Source organism: Pseudarthrobacter sp. B4EP4b (genome assembly GCF_006680095.1).
Taxonomy (GTDB): Bacteria; Actinomycetota; Actinomycetes; order Actinomycetales; family Micrococcaceae; genus Arthrobacter.
Window position 1 is genome coordinate 1 of the sequence record NZ_VHIJ01000008.1, and the last position, 20986, is coordinate 20986.

16 protein-coding genes and 1 tRNA gene are annotated in these 20986 nt (G+C 63.9%); 14 read left to right on the forward strand and 3 right to left on the reverse strand.

Features of this window, described 5'->3' with window-relative positions; all coding sequences use genetic code 11:
• Window positions 1-168: 168 nt before the first annotated feature.
• Both FNL14_RS02765 and FNL14_RS02770 read left to right on the forward strand, forming a co-directional pair.
• Window positions 169-1623 carry an ATP-binding protein gene (locus tag FNL14_RS02765; RefSeq protein WP_142057484.1) on the forward strand — a complete coding sequence of 485 codons (1455 nt, stop codon included), beginning with the start codon at window positions 169-171 and terminating at the stop codon, window positions 1621-1623.
• Window positions 1620-2309, forward strand: coding sequence for a response regulator transcription factor (locus tag FNL14_RS02770; RefSeq protein WP_142057486.1), 690 nt, complete (start codon window positions 1620-1622; stop codon window positions 2307-2309). Before FNL14_RS02765 ends, FNL14_RS02770 begins: the two co-directional genes overlap by 4 nt.
• A gap of 175 nt (window positions 2310-2484) precedes the next feature.
• Here FNL14_RS02770 and FNL14_RS02775 read toward each other — a convergent pair whose 3' ends face one another.
• Window positions 2485-3702, reverse strand: coding sequence for a pyridoxal phosphate-dependent aminotransferase (locus tag FNL14_RS02775; protein WP_142057488.1), 1218 nt, complete (start codon window positions 3700-3702; stop codon window positions 2485-2487).
• A 277-nt stretch (window positions 3703-3979) separates the two neighbouring features.
• Here FNL14_RS02775 and FNL14_RS02780 point away from each other — a divergent pair.
• The 9 genes from FNL14_RS02780 (at window position 3980) to rplL (ending at window position 10554) form a co-directional block, all read left to right on the forward strand.
• Window positions 3980-4052: transfer RNA gene (locus FNL14_RS02780), tRNA-Trp, on the forward strand.
• Window positions 4053-4135: 83 nt separating this feature from the next.
• The gene (gene secE, locus FNL14_RS02785; RefSeq protein WP_091415032.1) at window positions 4136-4420 is read left to right on the forward strand and encodes a preprotein translocase subunit SecE; all 285 of its coding nucleotides are present in this window, start codon (window positions 4136-4138) and stop codon (window positions 4418-4420) included.
• Window positions 4421-4533: 113 nt separating this feature from the next.
• Entirely contained in the window at window positions 4534-5364 is an 831-nt protein-coding gene (nusG, locus tag FNL14_RS02790; RefSeq protein WP_091415034.1) for a transcription termination/antitermination protein NusG, read from the forward strand.
• Window positions 5365-5492: 128 nt separating this feature from the next.
• Window positions 5493-5924, forward strand: coding sequence for a 50S ribosomal protein L11 (rplK, locus tag FNL14_RS02795; RefSeq protein WP_003803853.1), 432 nt, complete (start codon window positions 5493-5495; stop codon window positions 5922-5924).
• A gap of 185 nt (window positions 5925-6109) precedes the next feature.
• Window positions 6110-6817, forward strand: a complete 708-nt coding sequence (rplA, locus tag FNL14_RS02800; protein WP_091415037.1) for a 50S ribosomal protein L1 — start codon at window positions 6110-6112, stop codon at window positions 6815-6817.
• Between the two features lie 146 nt (window positions 6818-6963).
• The gene (locus FNL14_RS02805; protein WP_255470684.1) at window positions 6964-8097 is read left to right on the forward strand and encodes a GNAT family N-acetyltransferase; all 1134 of its coding nucleotides are present in this window, start codon (window positions 6964-6966) and stop codon (window positions 8095-8097) included.
• A 7-nt stretch (window positions 8098-8104) separates the two neighbouring features.
• A complete protein-coding gene (locus FNL14_RS02810) occupies window positions 8105-9223 on the forward strand; it encodes a GNAT family N-acetyltransferase (RefSeq protein WP_142057492.1) in 1119 nt (372 codons plus the stop codon).
• A gap of 296 nt (window positions 9224-9519) precedes the next feature.
• The gene (rplJ, locus tag FNL14_RS02815) at window positions 9520-10101 is read left to right on the forward strand and encodes a 50S ribosomal protein L10 (RefSeq protein WP_079596662.1); all 582 of its coding nucleotides are present in this window, start codon (window positions 9520-9522) and stop codon (window positions 10099-10101) included.
• A gap of 78 nt (window positions 10102-10179) precedes the next feature.
• Window positions 10180-10554 (forward strand): 50S ribosomal protein L7/L12, encoded by a 375-nt coding sequence (gene rplL / locus FNL14_RS02820; RefSeq protein ID WP_066277893.1) that lies wholly within the window; start codon window positions 10180-10182, stop codon window positions 10552-10554.
• A 125-nt stretch (window positions 10555-10679) separates the two neighbouring features.
• Here rplL and FNL14_RS02825 read toward each other — a convergent pair whose 3' ends face one another.
• Together FNL14_RS02825 and FNL14_RS02830 are read right to left on the reverse strand one after the other, a co-directional pair.
• Window positions 10680-11165: an aminoacyl-tRNA deacylase gene (locus tag FNL14_RS02825; protein ID WP_142057493.1), complete on the reverse strand. Its 486-nt coding sequence runs from the start codon at window positions 11163-11165 to the stop codon at window positions 10680-10682.
• Window positions 11165-12364, reverse strand: coding sequence for an acetyl-CoA C-acetyltransferase (locus FNL14_RS02830; RefSeq protein WP_091415046.1), 1200 nt, complete (start codon window positions 12362-12364; stop codon window positions 11165-11167). Before FNL14_RS02830 ends, FNL14_RS02825 begins: the two co-directional genes overlap by 1 nt.
• 262 nt (window positions 12365-12626) lie before the next feature.
• Here FNL14_RS02830 and FNL14_RS02835 point away from each other — a divergent pair, with 262 nt between their 5' ends.
• The 3 genes from FNL14_RS02835 to FNL14_RS02845 all read left to right on the forward strand — a co-directional run bounded on the left by FNL14_RS02835 (window position 12627) and on the right by FNL14_RS02845 (window position 20916).
• The gene (locus FNL14_RS02835; protein ID WP_255470685.1) at window positions 12627-13100 is read left to right on the forward strand and encodes a hypothetical protein; all 474 of its coding nucleotides are present in this window, start codon (window positions 12627-12629) and stop codon (window positions 13098-13100) included.
• A 302-nt stretch (window positions 13101-13402) separates the two neighbouring features.
• A complete protein-coding gene (gene rpoB / locus FNL14_RS02840; protein WP_091415051.1) occupies window positions 13403-16912 on the forward strand; it encodes a DNA-directed RNA polymerase subunit beta in 3510 nt (1169 codons plus the stop codon).
• 104 nt (window positions 16913-17016) lie between these two features.
• Window positions 17017-20916 (forward strand): DNA-directed RNA polymerase subunit beta', encoded by a 3900-nt coding sequence (locus tag FNL14_RS02845; protein ID WP_091415054.1) that lies wholly within the window; start codon window positions 17017-17019, stop codon window positions 20914-20916.
• The last annotated feature ends 70 nt before the right edge of the window (window positions 20917-20986 follow it).

The following is a 20986-nucleotide window of genomic DNA, read 5'->3' on the forward strand; positions in this document are numbered from 1 at the left end:
TCCGTGGGGTGGCCGTCATCAGGGGTGGGGGTTTGCGAGTTCATACCTCGATCCTTCCGTCCGCGGCGCTTCCGCTCTACTGGGGGACACCCTGAACGGTCCCTGAGTGGCCCCCGGTTCAGGCCGGAACGGGGTCCGGGCAACCCTGATCCGTGTTTGGATTGATCCATGACAACCGCCCCCATCCGGCCCCCGCTAGTCCGGCGCAGCGACCGCTTTATCGCGGGCGTCTGTTCCGGCCTTGCCGCGCACCTGGGCTGGCCGGTCCGCAACGTGCGGGTGGGCATGGCCCTAGCAACACTGGCGGGCGGTGCCGGCATCGTCTTCTATGCCTGGCTGTGGATCATGGTGCCCACGGCGGACGAAAGCGCCCGGCGGCAGGCGCGCCGCCCGACGTCGCCCATTGCGCCTGCTGTGAGCCAGGCCCCCGTCCAGGCAGCTGTTCGCAGCGATGTTCGGGGTTGGGCCCCTGGCCGTGTCCCGGCCGCCGGACCTGGCATGCCAACTTCAGTTATGCCAGGTGCCGGCACCTACCCGCCCGGTCCGGAAGACCCCGCGTATGCCGCGCCCGGTGACTTCGCCGGAACCACTGCGGCGGCAGCACGGCCCCCCTGGTTCCAGTTCCGTGAAATGCGGTACGGCAAGGAAATCCTGCTCGGCGCCGGGCTGCTGCTGGTGGCCGGCATCCTGATCGCCCAGATCCTCGGCGTCGACGTTCCGCTGGGCACCCTGATTCCGGCTGCAGCGGTCCTGGGCGGGGCCTCCATCGCGTGGATACAGCTGGACGAAACCCGCCGTGCGGGCCTCGTGGACAAAACCAAGGCGGACCAGGCCGGCGGGTGGGCACGGCTCGCTGCCGGCCTGGCACTGGTGGTGGCCGGCGTCCTGGTGATGGTGTCCGGCTCCGGTTCCTGGGAACAGACCTGGCTGGCTCTGCTGGCCTCCGTGGCTGTCCTTGGCGGCGTGGTGCTGGTCCTGCTCCCGTGGGCCCTGAAATTCTGGCGCGACCTTGAGGCGGAACGTGCAGGCCGGATCCGGGAAACCGAGCGGGCGGAGATCGCAGCCCACCTTCATGACTCCGTGCTGCAGACCCTGGCCCTGATCCAGCGGCGGGCGTCCAACGAGCACGACGTCGTCCGGCTGGCACGTGCCCAGGAACGGGAGCTGCGGGGCTGGCTCTTCGCCGATCCGGAGAAGGATGCCGGGCAGCTCTCGGACCGGATCAAGGCTGTTGCTGCCGAGGTGGAGGACCTGCTGGGCAATGCCGTGGAGGTGGTGAGCGTGGGGGACACTGCAGTCACCGAGGGCCACGAGGCCCTGATCCAGGCCAGCCGTGAGGCAATGCTGAACGCCTCCCGGCACGGCGGCGGGACCGTCTCGGTATACCTGGAAGTATCCGGGGACCGGGCTGAGATCTTCATCAAGGACCGTGGCCCGGGCTTCGAACTGCAGCACGTGCCGGAGGACCGTCTGGGTGTCCGGGAATCCATCATCGGCCGGATGAACCGCCATGGCGGCACCGCCACCATTACCAGCACCACGGACGGCACGGAAGTGCGGCTCGGTTACCCGGCCGCTGCGCAGGCCGAGAAGCCATCACAAAGTACGGAAGGCAAAGCATGAACACCACGCAGGGAGCCGGTACGGGCCCCGTCCGGCAGGCCACACCAGTCCGGGTGGTGATCGTCGACGACCATGCGATCTTCCGCTCCGGCCTGAAGGCGGACCTTGATCCGAGTATCCACGTGGTGGGGGAAGCAGCAACGGTGGAGCAGGCCATTGACGTGATCGCCCGGGAACGCCCGGAAGTTGTGCTGCTGGACGTCCATCTGCCCGGCGGCCTCGGCGGTGGAGGACGGGAAGTCATCGCCGGCTCGGCCGCGCTGCTGTCCAGCACCAGGTTTCTTGCGCTCAGCGTTTCGGACGCCGCGGAGGATGTTGTGGCCGTGATCCGGGCCGGCGCCCGGGGTTATGTCACCAAGACCATCTCCGGGAAGGAAATCACCGATGCCGTATACCGGGTGGCCGGGGGAGACGCCGTTTTCTCCCCGCGCCTGGCAGGTTTCGTGCTGGACGCCTTCGGCACCGCCCCGGCAGACATCGCTGATGACGAACTGGACAGGCTCTCAGCCCGCGAACTCGAAGTGATGCGGTTGATAGCCCGCGGCTACAGCTACAAGGAAGTGGCCAAGGAGCTCTTCATCAGCATCAAGACAGTGGAGACTCACGTTTCCGCGGTGCTCCGCAAACTCCAGCTCTCCAGCCGCCACGAACTCACCAAGTGGGCCGCCGAGCGCCGCCTCCTCTAGCCCAGCCAAACGCTCTCTCACTTAAAGCGCCCTTTTTCCCGACGCTCCATCACTTGATGCGCCTTAAACCGGAACGCTCTATCACTCTCCTGAAGAGAGTGATAGAGCGTTTTGGTTTTTCCAGCGTTAAGTGATAGAGCGTTCCGGTTTTTCCCGCGTTAAGTGAGAGAGCGTCCTACTGGGCTTTGCCCAGGAAGTCCTGCAGCCGCTGCACGCCGGTAGCGAGGTCTTCGTCTCCCAAGGCGTAGGAAAGGCGGAGGTAGCCCGAGGGCCCGAACGCCTCACCCGGAACTACTGCCACCTCAACCTCATCCAGTATCAAGGCAGCCAGTTCGGCGGAGGTCTGCGGCGTGGAGGTGCCGGACGCCGTCGGGAATTCCTTACCCAGCAGCGCGCGGACGTCCGCGTACACGTAGAAGGCACCCGTCGGCGTCGGGCATTCCACGCCTTCGATGGCGTTGAGCCCGGCGACGATGGCCTTGCGGCGGCGGTCGAAGGCCACCTTCATCTCGTCGACGGCGGTCAGCGGTCCGGACACGGCCGCGAGGGCGGCGATCTGCATGATGTTCGAAACATTGGACGTGGCGTGTGACTGGAGGTTGGTGGCGGCCTTGATTACGTCCGCCGGGCCGATCATCCAGCCCACGCGCCAGCCGGTCATGGCGTAGGTCTTGGCCACACCGTTCAGGATGACCACCTTGTCGCCCAGTTCCGGGGCGGCGGTGGCGATGGAGGTGAAGGGAACGCCGTCATAGGTCAGGTGCTCGTAGATCTCGTCCGTGACAACCCACAGACCCTTGGCGGCGGCCCACTTGCCGATCTCCGCCACCTGCTCCGGCGAGTAGACCGAGCCGGTGGGGTTCGACGGCGAGACGAACAACAGGATCTTCGTTTTGTCGGTGACCGCGGCCTCAAGCTGCTCGACGGTCACCAGGTAGTCCTGCTCGGGGCCGGCGAAAACCTCCACCGGCACACCGCCGGCGAGCCGGATTGCTTCCGGGTAGGTAGTCCAGAACGGGGTGGGGACGATGACCTCATCACCCGGATCCACCAGCGTGGCGAAGGTGTTGTAGACGGCCTGCTTGCCGCCGTTGGTCACCAGGACCTGGGAAGGGTCGACGGCGTAGCCGGAGTCGCGCAGAGTCTTCTCGGCAATGGCTTTCTTCAGCTCTGGCAGCCCGCCGGCAGGGGAGTAGCGGTGGTACTTCGGCTGGCCCGCCGCTTCGATGGCGGCCTGGACGATGTAGTCCGGGGTGGGGAAGTCGGGTTCGCCGGCGCCGAATCCAATAACCGGCCGGCCTGCTGCCTTCAGCGCCTTCGCCTTGGCATCAACAGCAAGGGTGGCGGATTCGGCAATTGCGGATATGCGCTTGGAAACGCGGGCGGCAGACATGGCAGGTCCGTTCTTCGCTTGCAGCCCGGAGGCTGGAATGTGGGATTCGACGAGTTCTACTCTATGCTGTTCAGCGGACCCTCCGGGTTGCCGGTTTTGAATGTGACTGCCTTGCAGCCAGCTTCAGCAAAGGCGTCGGGAAGGGCCGGAAACGGGCCGGTTCGACGAACGCGAAGTTGTTGCGTAGACTGGTTCACCGGTGTTGAAAACACGGATGATGACGTGCGCCCCAGTACAAGCTGGCGGTTCGTTGTGGTCAGGGTGGGATTCACTCCATAGGGTAGTGGCGCAATTGGTAGCGCAGCGGTCTCCAAAACCGCAGGTTGCAGGTTCGAGTCCTGTCTGCCCTGCGCAAGCTGTCCCGGGCGAAAAGCCCGGGGCAAGCGCAGCAACCATGGTTCTGATCAGGGCCGGGTAATCCAACATTGCAAAGATGAGCGAGGACCAGGTGACCGAAACAGCTGCCAGCAGCTCCAAGGGCCGCCCAGCTAAGAAGGACGCCAAGGCAAGCTTCTTCGCCCGCATTGCACTCTTTGTCCGCCAGATCATCGGCGAACTGAAGAAGGTTGTTGCACCAACCCGCAAGGAACTGGTCAATTACACGCTCGTGGTGCTGGTGTTCGTGGCCATCATGATGGTCATCGTCAGCCTGCTGGATATCGGTTTTGGAACTGTTGTTCAGTGGGTCTTCGCCGGAACCGGCCCCGGGGACAGCTAAGGCTGAACCATCCGCAGCTGCGTGTTCCGTCCGGGAAAACCGGAGGGAACACCGGTGTGCGGAATTGAGCCATTTAAATAGGCATGTTAGGCAATGAGGAAGCAGGAGACCAAGTGTCTGAGCAGGAGCTCGAGGTAACCGAGACTGAGCTGGAAGAGTCCGCGGACATCACGGCAGAAGCCGGTGACGAGTCTGAGGTTGATTCCTCCGCGCCCGAAGCCAACGACGCCGATTCCGACGATGACGCCGACTCTGATGACTTTGACGCAGAGTCCGAGGACGAGGCCGGCTCCGGGGAAGAGTCCGCCGACGCCCTCGCCGCCGCCGCAGCCAAGGCCGATGTTGACCCCGCCGAGGAGTTCAAGGCCAAGCTTCGCCGCCAGGAGGGTGACTGGTATGTCATCCACTCCTACGCCGGGTACGAAAACCGCGTGAAGGCCAACCTGGAGACCCGCATCCAGACCCTGGACATGGAAGATTACATCTTCGAAATCCAGGTGCCCATGGAAGAAGTCGTTGAGATCAAGAACGCCCAGCGCAAGGTCATCAACCGCGTCCGTATCCCCGGCTACGTCCTGGTCCGCATGGACCTGACGGACGCCTCCTGGGGCGCCGTCCGGCACACCCCCGGTGTCACCGGCTTCGTGGGCAACGCCCACAACCCGGTTCCGCTGCGCCTGGACGAGGTCTTCTCCATGCTCGCCCCGGTCTTCGAAGAAGAGCAGGCCGAGAAGGGCAAGCCGGTCAACAAGCAGAACCAGGCTCCCGTGGACGTGGACTTCGAAGTTGGCGAGTCCGTCATCGTCAAGGAAGGTCCCTTCGAGACCCTTCCCGCCACCATCTCCGAGATCAAGGTCGAATCCCAGACCCTCGTGGTGCTGGTTTCCATCTTCGAGCGCGAAACGCCTGTCACGCTGGCGTTCAACCAGGTCACCAAGATCTGATTTCCCGAGAATTCGTCCCGGCGCTGCCCGCTTAGCAGCACCGGAACGGCCGGCCGCCTCGCCATGGCGGCCAAAAACCTGAGGCACGCTCCTGTGTCCCAGGACGTTATTGAGAGAAGGACCCTACATTGGCTCCCAAGAAGAAGGTCACCGGCCTCATCAAGCTGCAGATCCAGGCAGGTGCCGCTAACCCGGCTCCGCCGATCGGTCCTGCGCTTGGCCAGCACGGTGTCAACATCATGGAATTCTGCAAGGCGTACAACGCCGCGACGGAAGCCCAGCGCGGAAACGTCATCCCCGTGGAAATCACGGTCTATGAGGACCGTTCCTTCACGTTCATCACCAAGACCCCGCCGGCTGCAGAGCTCATCAAGAAGGCTGCAGGCGTCGCCAAGGGTTCAGCTACCCCGCACACCGTCAAGGTTGCCAAGCTGACCCAGGCCCAGGTCAACGAGATCGCCTCCACCAAGATGGAAGACCTCAACGCCACCAGCCTCGAAGGCGCAGCGAAGATCATCGCCGGCACCGCCCGCTCCATGGGCATCACTGTCGAGGGTTAGTCGCACCCGCCGCCTCTGAACCGGGCTCGGGAAACCGATCACGACGACGGGCGGCACCGCCGGGACACCGGCACCATCAAAACTGAAATGTTGGACATCCGGCACGGATAACGGGTCGGAGCACCAACTGTGGCAGGGCCCAGCGCGGTCCGCAGACCACAACTGCACAAGGAGAAACAAGCAGCATGGCAAAGCGCAGCAAAGCATATGAGGCAGCAGCCGCCAAGATCGACGGCGAGAAGTTCTACGCACCGTTCGAGGCAGTGACGCTGGCCAAGGACACCAACCCGTCCAAGTTCGACGCCACCGTTGAGGTTGCATTCCGCCTCGGCGTGGACCCCCGCAAGGCTGACCAGATGGTCCGCGGCACGGTCAACCTGCCCCACGGCACCGGTAAGACTGCCCGCGTCCTGGTTTTCGCCACGGGTGACAAGGCTGAGGCAGCAATCGCTGCCGGCGCCGACTTCGTTGGTTCCGATGACCTGATCGAAAAGATCGCCGGCGGCTGGACCGACTTCGACGCCGCCGTCGCCACCCCTGACCTCATGGGCAAGGTTGGCCGCCTCGGTAAGGTCCTGGGTCCGCGTAACCTGATGCCGAACCCGAAGACGGGCACCGTGACCCCCGATGTCACCAAGGCCGTCAACGACATCAAGGGTGGAAAGATCGACTTCCGCGTCGACAAGCACTCCAACCTGCACTTCATCATCGGCAAGGTGTCCTTCGACGCCATCAAGCTGGCTGAGAACTATGCAGCAGCTCTGGAAGAGGTGCTTCGCCTGAAGCCGTCCGCTTCCAAGGGCCGCTACATCCAGAAGGCCACGGTTGCCACCACGTTCGGTCCCGGCATCTCCGTTGACCCCAACGTCACCAAGGTTCTGACCGAGGCCTAAATCCTCGTCTGAACCATCTGCTGCGTACTTTCCGCAGCAAACAGAACCGCCCGGCGCTTGCCGGGCGGTTCTTGTTTTAACTGGCGGTTCCATGATGCCCGCGGGAACCTATCCGCACGGGCACGTTCGACGCCTAAGCTATGGAAATGGCCGCACCGGATCCGGAACCATCCGCAGCAGAAAACGCAGTACTGACCATAGCCGCCGTCGAGGTGCCGCCCGCTGCCGGGCCTGAACACGGGGGAGCACAACTCAGTGCCGCATTCCGGGAGTGCCACAGCCTGCGGGTGGCCCATGAACTGGCCCTCTGGGGCAACCTTGACCGCTGCCCCACCTTGCCCGAGGCAATGGAGTACTGGCGTGGCAGCGACTACGAGGAACGCCACCTCTACCTGGCCCGGCGTGGAACTGAACCCGTGGGCCTATGCTCGGTGACGCTTCCGTTGCGCGAGAACACCCACACCGCCGGAATTGACGTCCTCATCGCCCCCGCCCATCGCCGCCAAGGCCTGGGGCGTGCTCTCCTTGCCCACGCCGAAGCCGTTGCCAGGTCACGCGGCAGGACCTCACTGGACGCCTACCACGAAGTGCCCTTGGACAGGACAGGCGGCGGCTCCCTGCTGCCGGCCAAATCAGGGGCGGGCGGCCTGCCGGTGAATGATCCGGCCGTGGGCTTCGCTGTTGCCGCCGGTTATGAACTGGAGCAGGTGGAACGCTCCAGCCGCCTGGAGCTGCCCGTGCCGGAGGACGTGCTGGACCTGTTGGAAGCCGGGGCCGCACCGAAGGCCGGGGAATACACCTTGACCGGTTGGGATGACACCTGCCCGGAGGACCTTGTGCAGGCCTATGCCCGGCTCAAGGCAACCATGAGCACCGATGTTCCCATCGCCGGACTGGACTGGGAACGCGAGGACTGGGATACGGCGAGGGTCCATGAGGAGGAACAGACGCTCCTGCGCGGTGGTGTCCAGTCCGCCGTCACAGCTGCGGTGCACCGGACCACGGGGGAACTGGTGGCCTACACGGTCCTGAACTGGCGCCCCGGGGTCCCGGAATCCGTTGCCCAGCAGGACACCCTGGTGACGGAGGAACACCGTGGCCGGCGCCTGGGCATGCTCGTCAAAATAGCAAACCTGCGGCGGGCACAAGCGAGATGGCCAGCGGCGAGTTCGGTCGTGACATGGAATGCCAACGAAAACCAACATATGCTGGCCATAAATATCGCACTTGGATTCAAACCTGCAGGTTATGAAGGCGAGTGGCAGAAACGGCTGGGATGATGCGCCTATGGCAAGAGACGTAAAGATCGAGCAGCTTTGGATTCCCGACTCACTGGACGCGCCGGACGCAGCTGACTTCCTGGCCGCCGTCGAGGTAGGCCGGAAAGTCCGCATGCAGACCTGGGGGAGCGATGACCTCGCCTACGGCCCCCTGGAGAAGCTGCTTGAGTTCCAGGACCCTTACGAGCGGCAGCTCATTCTCGTGGCCAAGGTGGACGGGGAGATAGTGGGCACTGTCGATATTGCCCTGCCCCTCACTGACAACCTGGACCTGGCGGAGTTCACCCTCGACATCCTCCCCGAGTTCCAGCGCCAGGGAGTGGGGCGGAGGCTGCTGCAGGCAGCGGAACAGCTGGCCCGCGAGGAGGGCCGCACCATGATCCTGGTGGACACCAACCACCCGGGCGCTTCCCTGCATGAATTTGAACGCGCCCAGCTGGTCCCCGGTACGGGGCAGGGCTTTGTGCCGCTCGAAAGCCGGGAAGTGGAGTTCGCCCAGCGCACCGGTTACACGCTGCAGCACATCGAACAGTTCAGCTCCTGCGCGTTGCCGCTGGACACCAAGCTTGTGGCCGACCTGCAGGCGGAAGCGGATGAGGCCAACAACGGGCGGTACCGGCTGCACCACTGGACGGACCGCTGCCCGGAGCAGTGGCTGGAGGCGGTCGCGGCCTTGGAGAACCTGGCCGGGGCCGACGTCGATCCGGCCTTGGATGCGCCCGTTGAGCAGGAGATGGTGTTCGACGGCGCCATCCTCCGGGAGGCCGAAGAAGTCGCCATTGCCCAGGGCAGGCGGACCGTGGTCACCGCCGTCGAACACCTCGCCACCGGAACCCTGGTGGGTCTGACCACCATCACTGTCCTGGCGCACCGCGCCGACGTCGTCTTCCAGGACGACACCCTGGTCCTGCAGGAACACCGCGGCAACAAGCTTGGCCTGCTGATCAAGGTGGCCAACATGGAGCGGCTTACCGAGCAGTTCCCGGACGCGCGCGTCATCTACACCTGGAACGCCCCGGAAAACCGGTACCTCCTGACCGTGAACAAGCAACTGGGCTTCCAGACAGCAGGAGTCACAGGGATCTGGCAGAAGGAGCTCCCGCACCTGCACACCAGCACCAGCTAGGGCTTCGATTTGGCGGTCTCCGTGGCTCTCCCGTAGACTGGGATGACCAAAGACCGTCGGTTGTTGGAAATCCACTCTCTCGAGCATGACTCAACTCTGTGTTGTGCGCGGGAGATGCAGTGGGTTTCTGGACGAAGGACCCTCAACGCAGGGCGGCCGGCGCAGGTGAACGAAGCAAAGCTCCATGGACTGATCTGTGTTGAGCCAAGCCCCGTGCATCTGCGCGGGGCGTTTTTAGTTTTAGCTCTCTTGAGCGGGGACCGTCGCATACCGGCACTATCCCCGGAAGGAGGGTTATGGCAACGCCTACCAAGGTTTCAGCAGTAGCTGAGATCACTAACGATTTCAAGGAATCGAACGCCGCTGTCCTGACCGAATACCGCGGGCTCACCGTTGCACAGCTCAAGCAGCTGCGTGTTTCTCTCGGCCAGGACACCAAGTTCGCGGTCGTCAAGAACACCCTGACCGCCATTGCAGCCAAGGAAGCCGGCGTCGAAGCATTCGACGGCCAGCTTGCCGGCCCCACTGCAATCGCGTTCATCAAGGGTGACGCAGTTGCCGCTGCCAAGAGCCTGACGGATTTTGCCAAGACCAACAAGCAGCTGGTCATCAAGACCGGTTACTTCGAGGGCAAGGCACTGAACGCCAGCGAGGTTGCCGAACTGGCAGCGCTCGAGTCCCGTGAGCTGCAGCTCGCCAAGGTTGCCGGTGTCCTCAAGGCACCTGCCGCCGCCGCTGCACGCATCATTGACGCACTGCGCCTCAAGCTTGAAGAAGAGAACGGTGCACCGGCAGCTGCCGAAGCGCCTGCCGCTGAAGAAGCCCCCGCCGCTGAAGCAGAGGCTCCGGCCGAAGCTCCGGCTGCCGAAGAGAACTAACTCTCTTTACTCCACCAGACTCCGGTGTAACGCAAGGCTTCGTGCCGCGCCGACACCACAACAGGAAGGACGCCTACCATGGCGAAGCTCACCAACGAAGAGCTCATTGAAGCTTTCAAGGAACTGACCATCATCGAGCTCTCCGAGTTCGTCAAGCTCTTCGAAGAGACCTTCGAAGTTACCGCTGCTGCTGTAGCTGTTGCCGGCCCCGCCGGTGCTGCTGCTGAAGAGGTCGAAGAGAAGACTGACTTCGACGTCGTCCTCGAAGCTGCCGGCGACAAGAAGATCGCAGTGATCAAGGAAGTTCGCGCCATCACTTCCCTGGGCCTGAAGGAAGCCAAGGACCTGGTTGACAGTGCTCCCAAGGCTGTCCTCGAAGGTGCAACGAAGGAAGCTGCCGAGAAGGCCAAGGAGCAGCTTGAGGCTGCAGGCGCCACCGTTACCCTCAAGTAACAACGCCTTTTCCTGCAAAAGCCCCGTCCACGTCTGTGGGCGGGGCTTTTGCGTTCCCAGCTGAGTCGCAGTTAACGTCGTGAAAACGCGGTTTCACGACGTTAACTGTCACTCAGCTGGGCAGGTCAGGCGGGGTCGCTGATATCCGCCACCACAGCCCCCAGCGCACCGGTGAGGGCATCCGCGTCCACAAAAGCGCTGTAGCCGTGGGCTCCGGCACCCATCGAGATCCTCCGGCCGGTGATGGTGGCGTCCGCATAGACCGGCCAGCTGTTGGTGCTCCCCAGCGGGGTGATGGTGCCGCGTTCGTAGCCGGTGGCGTCCAAGGCCACATCAGCCGGAGGCAGGGAGAGCTTGTTGACGCCCACGAGGGTGCGGAGCTTGGGCCAGGAAATCTGGCGGTCGCCCGGAATAAGGGCGAACAGGAACGAGCCGTCCTTGTGCTTGACCACCAGGGATTTTACGATGTCCGACGGCGTGATCCCCAGGATGCCTGCTGCCTCCTCCAGGCTTTTGGCGGCGGGCCTTTCGACAACCTCCACCTGCAGGCCGCGGGCCTCGGCGTCGGCAAGGAACCTGTCCCTGCCGGCGCCGGGTGCTGTGTTGCCCATCAGTCGCGGTACAGCAGGAGCGCTTCGCCCTGTCCGCCGCCGCCACACAGCGACACCGCAGCCTTGCCCTTTCCGCGGCGCTTGAGTTCGTGTGCGGCGTGGCCTGCCAGGCGGGCGCCCGATGCTCCGATGGGGTGGCCCAGGGCAATGGCCCCGCCATGGATGTTGCACTGCTCCAGGGGATAGTCCAGGTCCTTCAGTGACTGGACCGCCACGGAGCCGAATGCTTCGTTGATTTCGATGAAGTCCAGCTCCGACGTGCTCCAACCCGCACGCCCCAAAGCGTTCTGGATGGCGTTGGACGGCTGGGAGTGCAGTGAATTGTCCGGTCCCGCAACCTGCCCGGGCTTGCCCACAACCGCCAGGTATTCCAGGCCGTGTTCTTCCGCATAGGCACGGGAGGACAGGACCAGGGCCGCAGCACCGTCTGACAGGGGAGAGGAGTTGCCGGCGGTAATGGTGCCGTCGGTGACGAAGGCTGCGCGGAGCCCGGCCAGCGATTCCACCGAGGTGTTGGGGCGGACGCCCTCGTCGGTGGAGACCACCAGTGCATCCCCCTTGCGTTGCTTGACGCTGATGGGCGCGATTTCGTCGTCGAACGTTCCGTTCTTGGCTGCCAGTGCGGCCCGCTGGTGGGACTGTGCGGCCACGTTGTCCTGGGAGGTCCTGTCGATGCCGAGCGTGAGGTTGCGGGTTTCGGTGGACAAGCCCATGGACTGGCCGTCGAACGCATCGGTCAATCCGTCGTGGGCCGCCGCGTCCAGTGCCTGGATGGAACCGTACGTCCAGCCCTGCCGGGACCCCGGCAGCAGATGGGGTGCCCGGGTCATGGATTCCTGGCCGCCGGCCACCACCACGGAGGCCTCCCCGCCACGGATCATCCGGGCGGCGTCGATCACGGCCGTCAGCCCTGAAAGGCAGACCTTGTTCACGGTCACGGCCGGAACGTTCCAGCCGATTCCGGCGCCAATGGAGCTTTGCCGCGCCGGATTCTGACCGGCACCGGCCTGCAGCACCTGGCCCATGATGACTGCCTCCACCTGGCCGGCATCCACGCCGCTGGCCTTGAGCGCTGCCTTGATGGCATGCGCCCCGAGGTCGACGGCGGTAAAGCTCGCCAGTTGCCCATTGATCCGGCCCTGCGGTGTGCGTACTGCTGCGAGGATGACAACGTCAGTGTTGTCCGTGGAGTTGCCCATGTGTATCTCTCCCGATCTGATTCCGGTGGTAGGCCACCAAGGCTACCGTGACGCTGCTCACCCATCTATTCAAACGCCCGGGCCGGCACAAGCATTCCGGGGAAGGCTGGCGTTCTGCGCAGGGCATCGAGCGGCAGCTGGCGGCAGGGGAGAGGTCCCCATCCGGGCGACGTGCACGACGACGGCGTCCTGCATAGGCTGGACGACGGACAGTTTTGCAAAGGGGACAGCAGGTCCGTGCCCCGGGATGGTTGGAGCAGCAGTGAGAAAATACCTGGCCCTGGCCGCCGCCGCTATCGCCGGACTCACCGCCTGTTCTGTCTCCACGCCCGATTCCGCCGCCGGCAGCGGAACTCCAGGCCCGCCGTCGTCCGCTTCAATGGCCACCACGGCGGTGGCTCCGTCTGGACGGGCTTCGACGCCGACGGCTGCGCCGGCCGGAGGAACCAGGGCAGCCTGCGAGCTCTTCAACTCCCTCTTCGCCCACTACCAGGCCGTCCCTGCCGGGGACGCCGACGGCTTCGAGGACATCTACCTCGAGGCCGAAGATGCCAAGGCCACCGTCAGCGGGGACCTCACGGGGCTCTTCGCATCGCTGAGCCTGCTCGCCATAGACCATTCGGCAGCCGCTGAGTCCGGCGGCGGCCCGGCCCAGGAGTCCAGGGACGCGGTCCGGGACGCCGTGTTCGCCAACGCCGGGACCTGCACCGCCGAAGGCGTCACCCTGCGTCTCTAGCAAGCCACCCCGGAGGCAGCCGCGAAAACCGGTGCTTGCAATCGGACCGGATGTGGGGTAGACATGTAGGTTGTTTTGCCGTATCGTAGATATTTGCGTCTTCCCTGTTTACCTTCAGCCTTCATATAGCGGTGGGCTTTCGCCTGGCAGCTGGCAATCAACGTGCCGTCAACAACGTCACAGGATTATCGGCACCGGCCCCGGGTCATATAGCGGAACCGGATGGTAGCACTGCGGAGTCATTCCGCAGGGTGCAGCGGGGGAGATCTGAAAACGCCTGAAGGTCTGTGGAAGGATCCCTCTTGGTCGCCTCGAGCACCTCTAATAACGAAACCGCTAACACCGCCGACAGCACTGATGGTGCCACTCGCCGGCTCTCATTCGCAAAGATTCACGAACCTCTTGACGTTCCGAATCTGCTTGCCCTCCAGACGGACAGCTTCGACTGGCTGGTCGGGAACGAACGCTGGCAGGCACGCGTAGCCAAAGCTGTCGAAGAAAACGATCTCAGCGTCGCCACCACGTCCGGCCTCTCGGACATCTTCGAAGAGATCTCCCCGATCGAGGACTTCCAGGGCACCATGTCCCTGAGCTTCTCCGATCCGGAGTTCGCTGACCCCAAGTACACCATGGCCGAATGCAAGGACCGGGACGCTACATACTCGGCTCCGCTGTACGTCAAGGCCGAGTTTATGAACAACAACACGGGCGAAATCAAGCAGCAGACCGTGTTTATGGGCGACTTCCCGCTGATGACCGAGAAGGGTACCTTCGTGGTCAACGGCACCGAGCGTGTCGTCGTCTCCCAGCTGGTTCGTTCCCCGGGCGCCTACTTCGAGCGCGCCGCTGACAAGACCAGCGACAAGGACATCTTCACCGCGAAGATCATCCCGTCCCGCGGCGCCTGGTTCGAGCTCGAGATCGACAAGCGCGACCAGGTCGGCGTTCGCCTCGACCGCAAGCGCAAGCAGTCCGTCACCGTGCTGCTGAAGGCCCTCGGCTGGACCGAAGGCCAGATCCTCGAAGAGTTCGGCCAGTACGACTCCATGCGGGCAACCCTGGAGAAGGACGCCACCGAGACCCGCGAAGACGCGTTGCTGGACATCTACCGGAAGCTGCGCCCGGGCGAGCCGCCCACCGTCGAGGCTGCCCAGTCCCTGCTGGACAACCTGTACTTCAACTCCAAGCGCTACGATCTGGCCAAGGTTGGCCGTTACAAGATCAACCGCAAGCTCGGCATCGACCGCTCCCTTGGCGACAAGGAAGCTTCGGTCCTGCACGTTGAAGACATCGTTGCCATGATCAAGTTCCTCGTTGCGCTGCACGCTGGCGAGAAGACCATCAAGGGCACCCGCGATGGCCAGGAAGTGGACCTGCGCGTCGAAATCGACGACATCGACCACTTCGGCAACCGCCGCATCCGCGCTGTCGGCGAGCTCATCGAGAACCAGGTCCGCACCGGCCTGTCCCGTATGGAGCGCGTTGTCCGCGAGCGTATGACCACCCAGGACGTCGAGGCCATCACGCCGCAGACCCTGATCAACATCCGCCCCGTGGTGGCAGCCATCAAGGAGTTCTTCGGAACCTCCCAGCTGTCGCAGTTCATGGACCAGAACAACCCGCTCTCGGGCCTGACCCACAAGCGCCGCCTGTCCGCGCTTGGCCCCGGTGGTCTGTCCCGTGACCGCGCCGGCATGGAAGTCCGTGACGTGCACCCGTCCCACTACGGACGTATGTGCCCCATCGAAACCCCTGAAGGCCCGAACATTGGCCTGATCGGTTCGCTGGCATCCTACGGACGCATCAACCCGTTCGGCTTCATCGAGACCCCGTACCGCCTGGTCAAGAACGGCGTCGTTTCCGACGACGTCCAGTACCTGACGGCCGACGACGAGGCTGAGGTGCTGATCGCCCAGGCCAACGCGCCGCTGGACGAGAACAAGAAGTTCGCCGAGGACACCGTCCTGGTCCGTGCCCGTGGTGGTGGAGGCGAGCCCGTCCTCGTTCCCGCCGAGGACGTCGAGTTCATGGACGTTTCCCCGCGCCAGATGGTGTCCGTGGCTACCGCCCTGATCCCGTTCCTTGAGCACGACGACGCCAACCGCGCACTCATGGGTGCCAACATGCAGCGCCAGGCCGTGCCGCTGGTCCGTTCCGAGGCTCCCTTCGTGGGCACCGGTATGGAGCGCGCAGCCGCCGTCGACGCCGGTGACGTTGTCATCGCGAAGAAGGCCGGTGTGGTCACCGAGGTTTCCGCCGAGCTCGTCATCATGCTCAACGACGACGGCACCGAGACCAACTACCGCATCAACAAGTTCGCCCGCTCCAACCAGGGCAACTGCTACAACCACCGTGTCCTGGTGAACGAAGGCCAGCGCCTGGAAGTTGGCGGCATCATCGCCGACGGCCCGGCAACGGACCAGGGCGAGCTCGCCCTCGGCAAGAACCTGCTCGTGGCATTCATGTCATGGGAAGGCCACAACTTCGAGGACGCCATCATCCTCTCGCAGCGCATTGTTGCCGAGGACGTTCTTTCCTCCATCCACATCGAGGAGCACGAGATCGATGCCCGCGACACCAAGCTTGGTGCCGAGGAAATCACCCGTGACATCCCCAACGTGTCCGAGGAAGTCCTGGCAGGCCTGGACGAGCGCGGCATCATCCACATCGGTGCCGAGGTTGAAGCAGGGGACATCCTGGTCGGAAAGGTCACCCCGAAGGGTGAAACCGAACTGACCCCGGAAGAGCGCCTGCTGCGCGCCATCTTCGGCGAGAAGTCCCGCGAAGTCCGCGACACCTCCCTGAAGGTGCCCCACGGCGAGTCCGGCACCGTCATCGGCGTGCGCGTCTTCGACCGCGACAACGACGACGAACTGCCCCCCGGCGTGAACCAGCTGGTCCGCGTCTACGTCGCTGCCAAGCGCAAGATCACCGACGGCGACAAGCTCGCCGGCCGCCACGGCAACAAGGGTGTTATCTCCAAGATCCTCCCGATCGAGGACATGCCCTTCCTTGCCGACGGCACCCCCGTTGATATCGTCCTGAACCCGCTGGGTGTCCCGGGCCGTATGAACGTGGGCCAGGTGCTCGAAACGCACCTCGGCTGGGTTGCCAAGACCGGCTGGAAGATCGAAGGCGAGCCCGAGTGGGTCAAGCAGCTGCCGAACCTGCCGCGCGAGAGTGGCCAGACCACTGTTGCAACGCCGGTCTTCGACGGCGCCCGTGAAGAGGAAATCACTGGCCTGCTGGATTCCACCAACGTGACCCGCGACGGCGAACGCCTGATCAACTCCTCCGGCAAGACCCGTCTGTTCGACGGCCGCTCCGGCGAGCCGTTCCCGGATCCGATCTCGGTCGGCTACATGTACATCCTGAAGCTCCACCACCTGGTGGACGACAAGATCCACGCGCGCTCCACCGGCCCGTACTCCATGATCACGCAGCAGCCGCTGGGTGGTAAGGCACAGTTCGGTGGCCAGCGCTTCGGTGAAATGGAAGTGTGGGCGCTCGAAGCTTACGGCGCCGCGTACACGCTCCAGGAACTCCTCACCATCAAGTCCGATGACATCCATGGCCGCGTGAAGGTCTACGAAGCCATCGTCAAGGGCGAGAACATCCCCGAGCCGGGCGTTCCCGAGTCCTTCAAGGTCTTGATCAAGGAAATGCAGTCGCTGTGCCTGAACGTGGAAGTCCTCTCCACGGACGGAACCACAATTGAAATGCGTGACTCTGATGACGCAGTCTTCACGGCTGCGGAGGAACTGGGTATCGATCTGTCCCGTGCAGAGCCCAGTTCCGTAGAAGAGGTCTAGCAGGTGAGGTACGACGCCGGGTGACCGCCCGCCGTCGTACCTTGCCTCCCTCCTCCCCGCACCAAGACTTCAGAATTTAGAGAACAAGAGAGAACAGGGACCATATGTCCAGCGAATCCTCCTTCGGCCTCATGCAGATCGGCCTCGCCACCGCGGAAGACATCCGCGGCTGGTCTTACGGCGAGGTTAAGAAGCCGGAAACCATCAACTACCGCACGCTCAAGCCCGAGAAGGACGGACTCTTCTGCGAGAAGATCTTCGGCCCGTCCCGGGACTGGGAATGCTACTGCGGCAAGTACAAGCGCGTGCGCTTTAAGGGCATCATCTGTGAGCGTTGTGGCGTTGAGGTCACCCGCGCAAAGGTCCGCCGTGAGCGCATGGGCCACATCGAGCTGGCCGCTCCCGTCACGCACATCTGGTACTTCAAGGGTGTTCCGTCCCGTCTGGGCTACCTCCTTGACCTGGCACCGAAGGACCTCGAAAAGGTCATCTACTTCGCCGCCTACATGATCACCAGCGTTGACGAGGCTGCCCGCCACGAGGAACTGCCCAACCTGCAGGTTGAGCACGACATCGAGAAGAAGCAGCTGATCGACAACCGCGACTCCGATATCGCGGCGATCGCCCGCGACCTCGAAGGCGAGATTGCCCGCCTTGAGGGTGAAGGTGCCAAGGCTGCCGACAAGAAGAAGGCCCGCGACTCCGCGGACCGCCAGATGGCGAACGTGCGCAAGCGTGCCGACGCCGACATCGAGCGCCTCGAGCAGGTCTGGGACCGTTTCAAGAACCTGAAGGTCGCCGACCTCGAAGGTGACGAAGGCCTGTACCGCGAGCTGCGCGACCGCTACGGCATGTACTTCGAAGGCTCCATGGGTGCCGAAGCCATCAAGAAGCGCCTTGAAAGCTTCGACATGCAGGCCGAGTCTGACCTGCTGCGTGACATCATTGCCAACGGCAAGGGCCAGCGCAAGACCCGTGCCCTCAAGCGCCTCAAGGTGGTCAACGCGTTCCTGACCACCAACAACAGCCCGCTTGGCATGGTCCTTGACGCCGTCCCGGTGATCCCGCCGGAACTGCGCCCCATGGTCCAGCTGGACGGTGGCCGCTTCGCGACCTCCGACCTCAACGACCTCTACCGCCGCGTGATCAACCGCAACAACCGCCTCAAGCGCCTGCTTGACCTGGGTGCTCCGGAGATCATCGTCAACAACGAGAAGCGCATGCTTCAGGAAGCTGTTGACAGCCTCTTCGACAACGGCCGCCGCGGCCGCCCGGTCACCGGACCGGGCAACCGTCCGCTGAAGTCCCTGAGCGACATGCTCAAGGGCAAGCAGGGCCGTTTCCGCCAGAACCTCCTCGGTAAGCGCGTTGACTACTCCGGCCGTTCGGTCATCGTCGTCGGCCCGCAGCTGAAGCTGCACCAGTGCGGCCTGCCCAAGCAGATGGCGCTGGAGCTCTTCAAGCCGTTCGTGATGAAGCGCCTGGTTGACCTCAACCACGCCCAGAACATCAAGTCGGCCAAGCGCATGGTGGAGCGTTACCGTCCGCAGGTCTGGGACGTGCTCGAAGAGATCATCACCGAACACCCGGTGCTGCTCAACCGTGCACCTACCCTGCACCGCCTCGGTATCCAGGCGTTCGAACCGCAGCTTGTGGAAGGCAAGGCCATCCAGCTTCACCCGCTGGTGTGTGGCGCCTTCAACGCTGACTTCGACGGCGACCAGATGGCAGTGCACCTGCCGCTGAGCCCGGAGGCCCAGGCCGAGGCCCGCATCCTGATGCTGTCCTCGAACAACATCCTGAAGCCCTCCGACGGACGCCCGGTCACCCTGCCTTCGCAGGATATGATCATCGGCCTGTACCACCTGACCACCAAGCGTGTCGGTTCGGCCGGCGAAGGCCGCATCTTCGGTTCGGTTGCCGAGGCAATCATGGCGTTCGACGCCCGCGAGCTGCACTTGAACTCGCAGGTCAAGATCCGCCTCGAAGGCTTCGTGCCGTACGCCGGCTGGGAAGCTCCGGAAGGCTGGGAGCAGGGTCAGCCCGCACTCGTCCAGACCTCGCTGGGCCAGGTGCTCTTCAACGAGACCCTGCCCGAGGACTACCCCTGGGTTGAGGCTGTTGCCGACAAGGGCGAACTGTCCCGCATCGTCAACGACCTCGCCGAGCGCTACCCGAAGGTTGTCACCGCGGCAACGCTGGACAACCTGAAGGATGCCGGTTTCTACTGGGCCACCCGCTCAGGCGTCACCGTCGCCATCTCGGACATCGAGGTTCCGGCCGCAAAGCCGCAGATCCTCGCCGGTTACGAGGAGCGCGCCGCCAAGATCCAGGGCCAGTACGACAAGGGCCTGATCGACGACGACGAGCGCCGCCAGGAACTGATCGAGATCTGGAACAAGGCAACGAACGAGATCGCCCAGGCGATGCGTGACAGCCTGTCGCCGATGAACACCATCAACCGCATGGTGTCCTCCGGTGCACGTGGTAACTGGATGCAGGTCCGCCAGATCGCGGGTATCCGTGGCCTGGTGGCCAACCCTAAGGGTGAGATCATCCCGCGTCCCATCAAGTCCTCCTACCGCGAGGGCCTGTCGGTGCTGGAATACTTCATCGCCACCCACGGTGCACGTAAGGGTCTTGCTGACACCGCTCTGCGTACCGCCAACTCGGGTTACCTGACCCGTCGTCTGGTGGACGTCTCGCAGGACGTCATCGTCCGCGAAGAGGACTGCGGCACCGAGCGTGGCCTGGTCACGCCCATCGCCGTCGCCGATTCCAACGGCGAGCTGGTCCTGGACGAGAACGTCGAGAACAGTGCCTACGCACGTACGCTTGCCGTCGACGTCGTGGACTCCGAGGGCAAGGTCCTCGCAGCCGCCGGCACCGACTGCGGTGACGTGGTGATTGACGAGCTGTTCAAGGCCGGCATCACCGAGGTCAAGGTCCGCTCCGTACTCACCTGTGAGTCCAGCGTCGGCACCTGCGCCCTGTGCTACGGCCGTTCGCTGGCCACCGGCAAGACCGTGGACATCGGCGAGGCCGTGGGCATCATCGCTGCACAGTCCATCGGTGAGCCCGGTACCCAGCTGACCATGCGTACGTTCCACACCGGTGGTGCTGTTTCCGCCAGCGGTGGCGACGACATCACCCAGGGTCTGCCCCGTATCCAGGAGCTCTTCGAAGCCCGTACTCCGAAGGGTGTTGCACCGATTGCAGAAGCAGCCGGCCGCATCACCATCGAAGAGTCCGAGCGCCAGATGCGCCTGGTCATCACCCCCGATGACGGAACCGAAGAGATCGCCTACCCGGTACTGCGCCGTTCACGCCTGCTGATCGAGGATGGCGACCACGTCACCGTCGGCCAGAAGCTGATCAACGGACCGGTCGATCCCAAGCAGGTCCTGCGCATCATGGGTCCGCGTGCGGCACAGAAGTTCCTGGTGGACGAAGTCCAGGGCGTGTACCGCAGCCAGGGCATCGGTATCCACGACAAGCACGTCGAGGTTATCGTCCGCCAGATGCTGCGCCGCGTCACGGTCATCGAGTCCGGCGAATCGGACCTGCTGCCCGGCGAGCTCGCCGAGCGCAGCCGCTTCGAGGAGGCCAACCGCCGCGTTGTGTCCGAGGGCAAGACTCCGGCTTCCGGACGTCCCGAGCTCATGGGTATCACCAAGGCGTCCCTGGCCACCGAGTCCTGGCTGTCCGCGGCTTCCTTCCAGGAGACCACCCGCGTCCTGACGCAGGCGGCCATGGAAGGCAAGAGCGACCCCCTGCTCGGCCTCAAGGAGAACGTCATCATCGGTAAGCTGATCCCGGCCGGCACGGGCCTCCCGCGCTACACCGAGGTCACCGTGGAGCCCACTGAAGAAGCAAAGGCCAACCTGTTCACCGGCCCCAGCGCGTTCAGTGACTTCTCGTACGACACCCTGGGCGGCGACGGAGCTCCTGAGTTCCACGCCATCCCGCTGGATGACTACGACCTGGGCAACGACTTCCGCTAGCCCATAAAGCGACGCGGGGTCACTTACGGCCCAATCCGCACCCCGGATTGGGCCCGTAGTGACCCCGCGT

Excerpts from the sequence above, each read along its gene's own strand:
- FNL14_RS02765 (WP_142057484.1), top strand. The coding sequence starts at position 169 with ATGACAACCGCCCCCATCCGGCCCCCGCTAGTCCGGCGCAGCGACCGC.
- FNL14_RS02775 (WP_142057488.1), bottom strand. The coding sequence starts at position 3,702 with ATGTCTGCCGCCCGCGTTTCCAAGCGCATATCCGCAATTGCCGAATCC.
- rplL (WP_066277893.1), top strand. The coding sequence starts at position 10,180 with ATGGCGAAGCTCACCAACGAAGAGCTCATTGAAGCTTTCAAGGAACTG.
- FNL14_RS02770 (WP_142057486.1), top strand. The coding sequence starts at position 1,620 with ATGAACACCACGCAGGGAGCCGGTACGGGCCCCGTCCGGCAGGCCACA.
- FNL14_RS02825 (WP_142057493.1), bottom strand. The coding sequence starts at position 11,165 with ATGGGCAACACAGCACCCGGCGCCGGCAGGGACAGGTTCCTTGCCGAC.
- secE (WP_091415032.1), top strand. The coding sequence starts at position 4,136 with ATGAGCGAGGACCAGGTGACCGAAACAGCTGCCAGCAGCTCCAAGGGC.
- FNL14_RS02845 (WP_091415054.1), top strand. The coding sequence starts at position 17,017 with ATGTCCAGCGAATCCTCCTTCGGCCTCATGCAGATCGGCCTCGCCACC.
- FNL14_RS02805 (WP_255470684.1), top strand. The coding sequence starts at position 6,964 with ATGGCCGCACCGGATCCGGAACCATCCGCAGCAGAAAACGCAGTACTG.
- rplA (WP_091415037.1), top strand. The coding sequence starts at position 6,110 with ATGGCAAAGCGCAGCAAAGCATATGAGGCAGCAGCCGCCAAGATCGAC.
- rplJ (WP_079596662.1), top strand. The coding sequence starts at position 9,520 with ATGGCAACGCCTACCAAGGTTTCAGCAGTAGCTGAGATCACTAACGAT.
- FNL14_RS02810 (WP_142057492.1), top strand. The coding sequence starts at position 8,105 with ATGGCAAGAGACGTAAAGATCGAGCAGCTTTGGATTCCCGACTCACTG.
- FNL14_RS02830 (WP_091415046.1), bottom strand. The coding sequence starts at position 12,364 with ATGGGCAACTCCACGGACAACACTGACGTTGTCATCCTCGCAGCAGTA.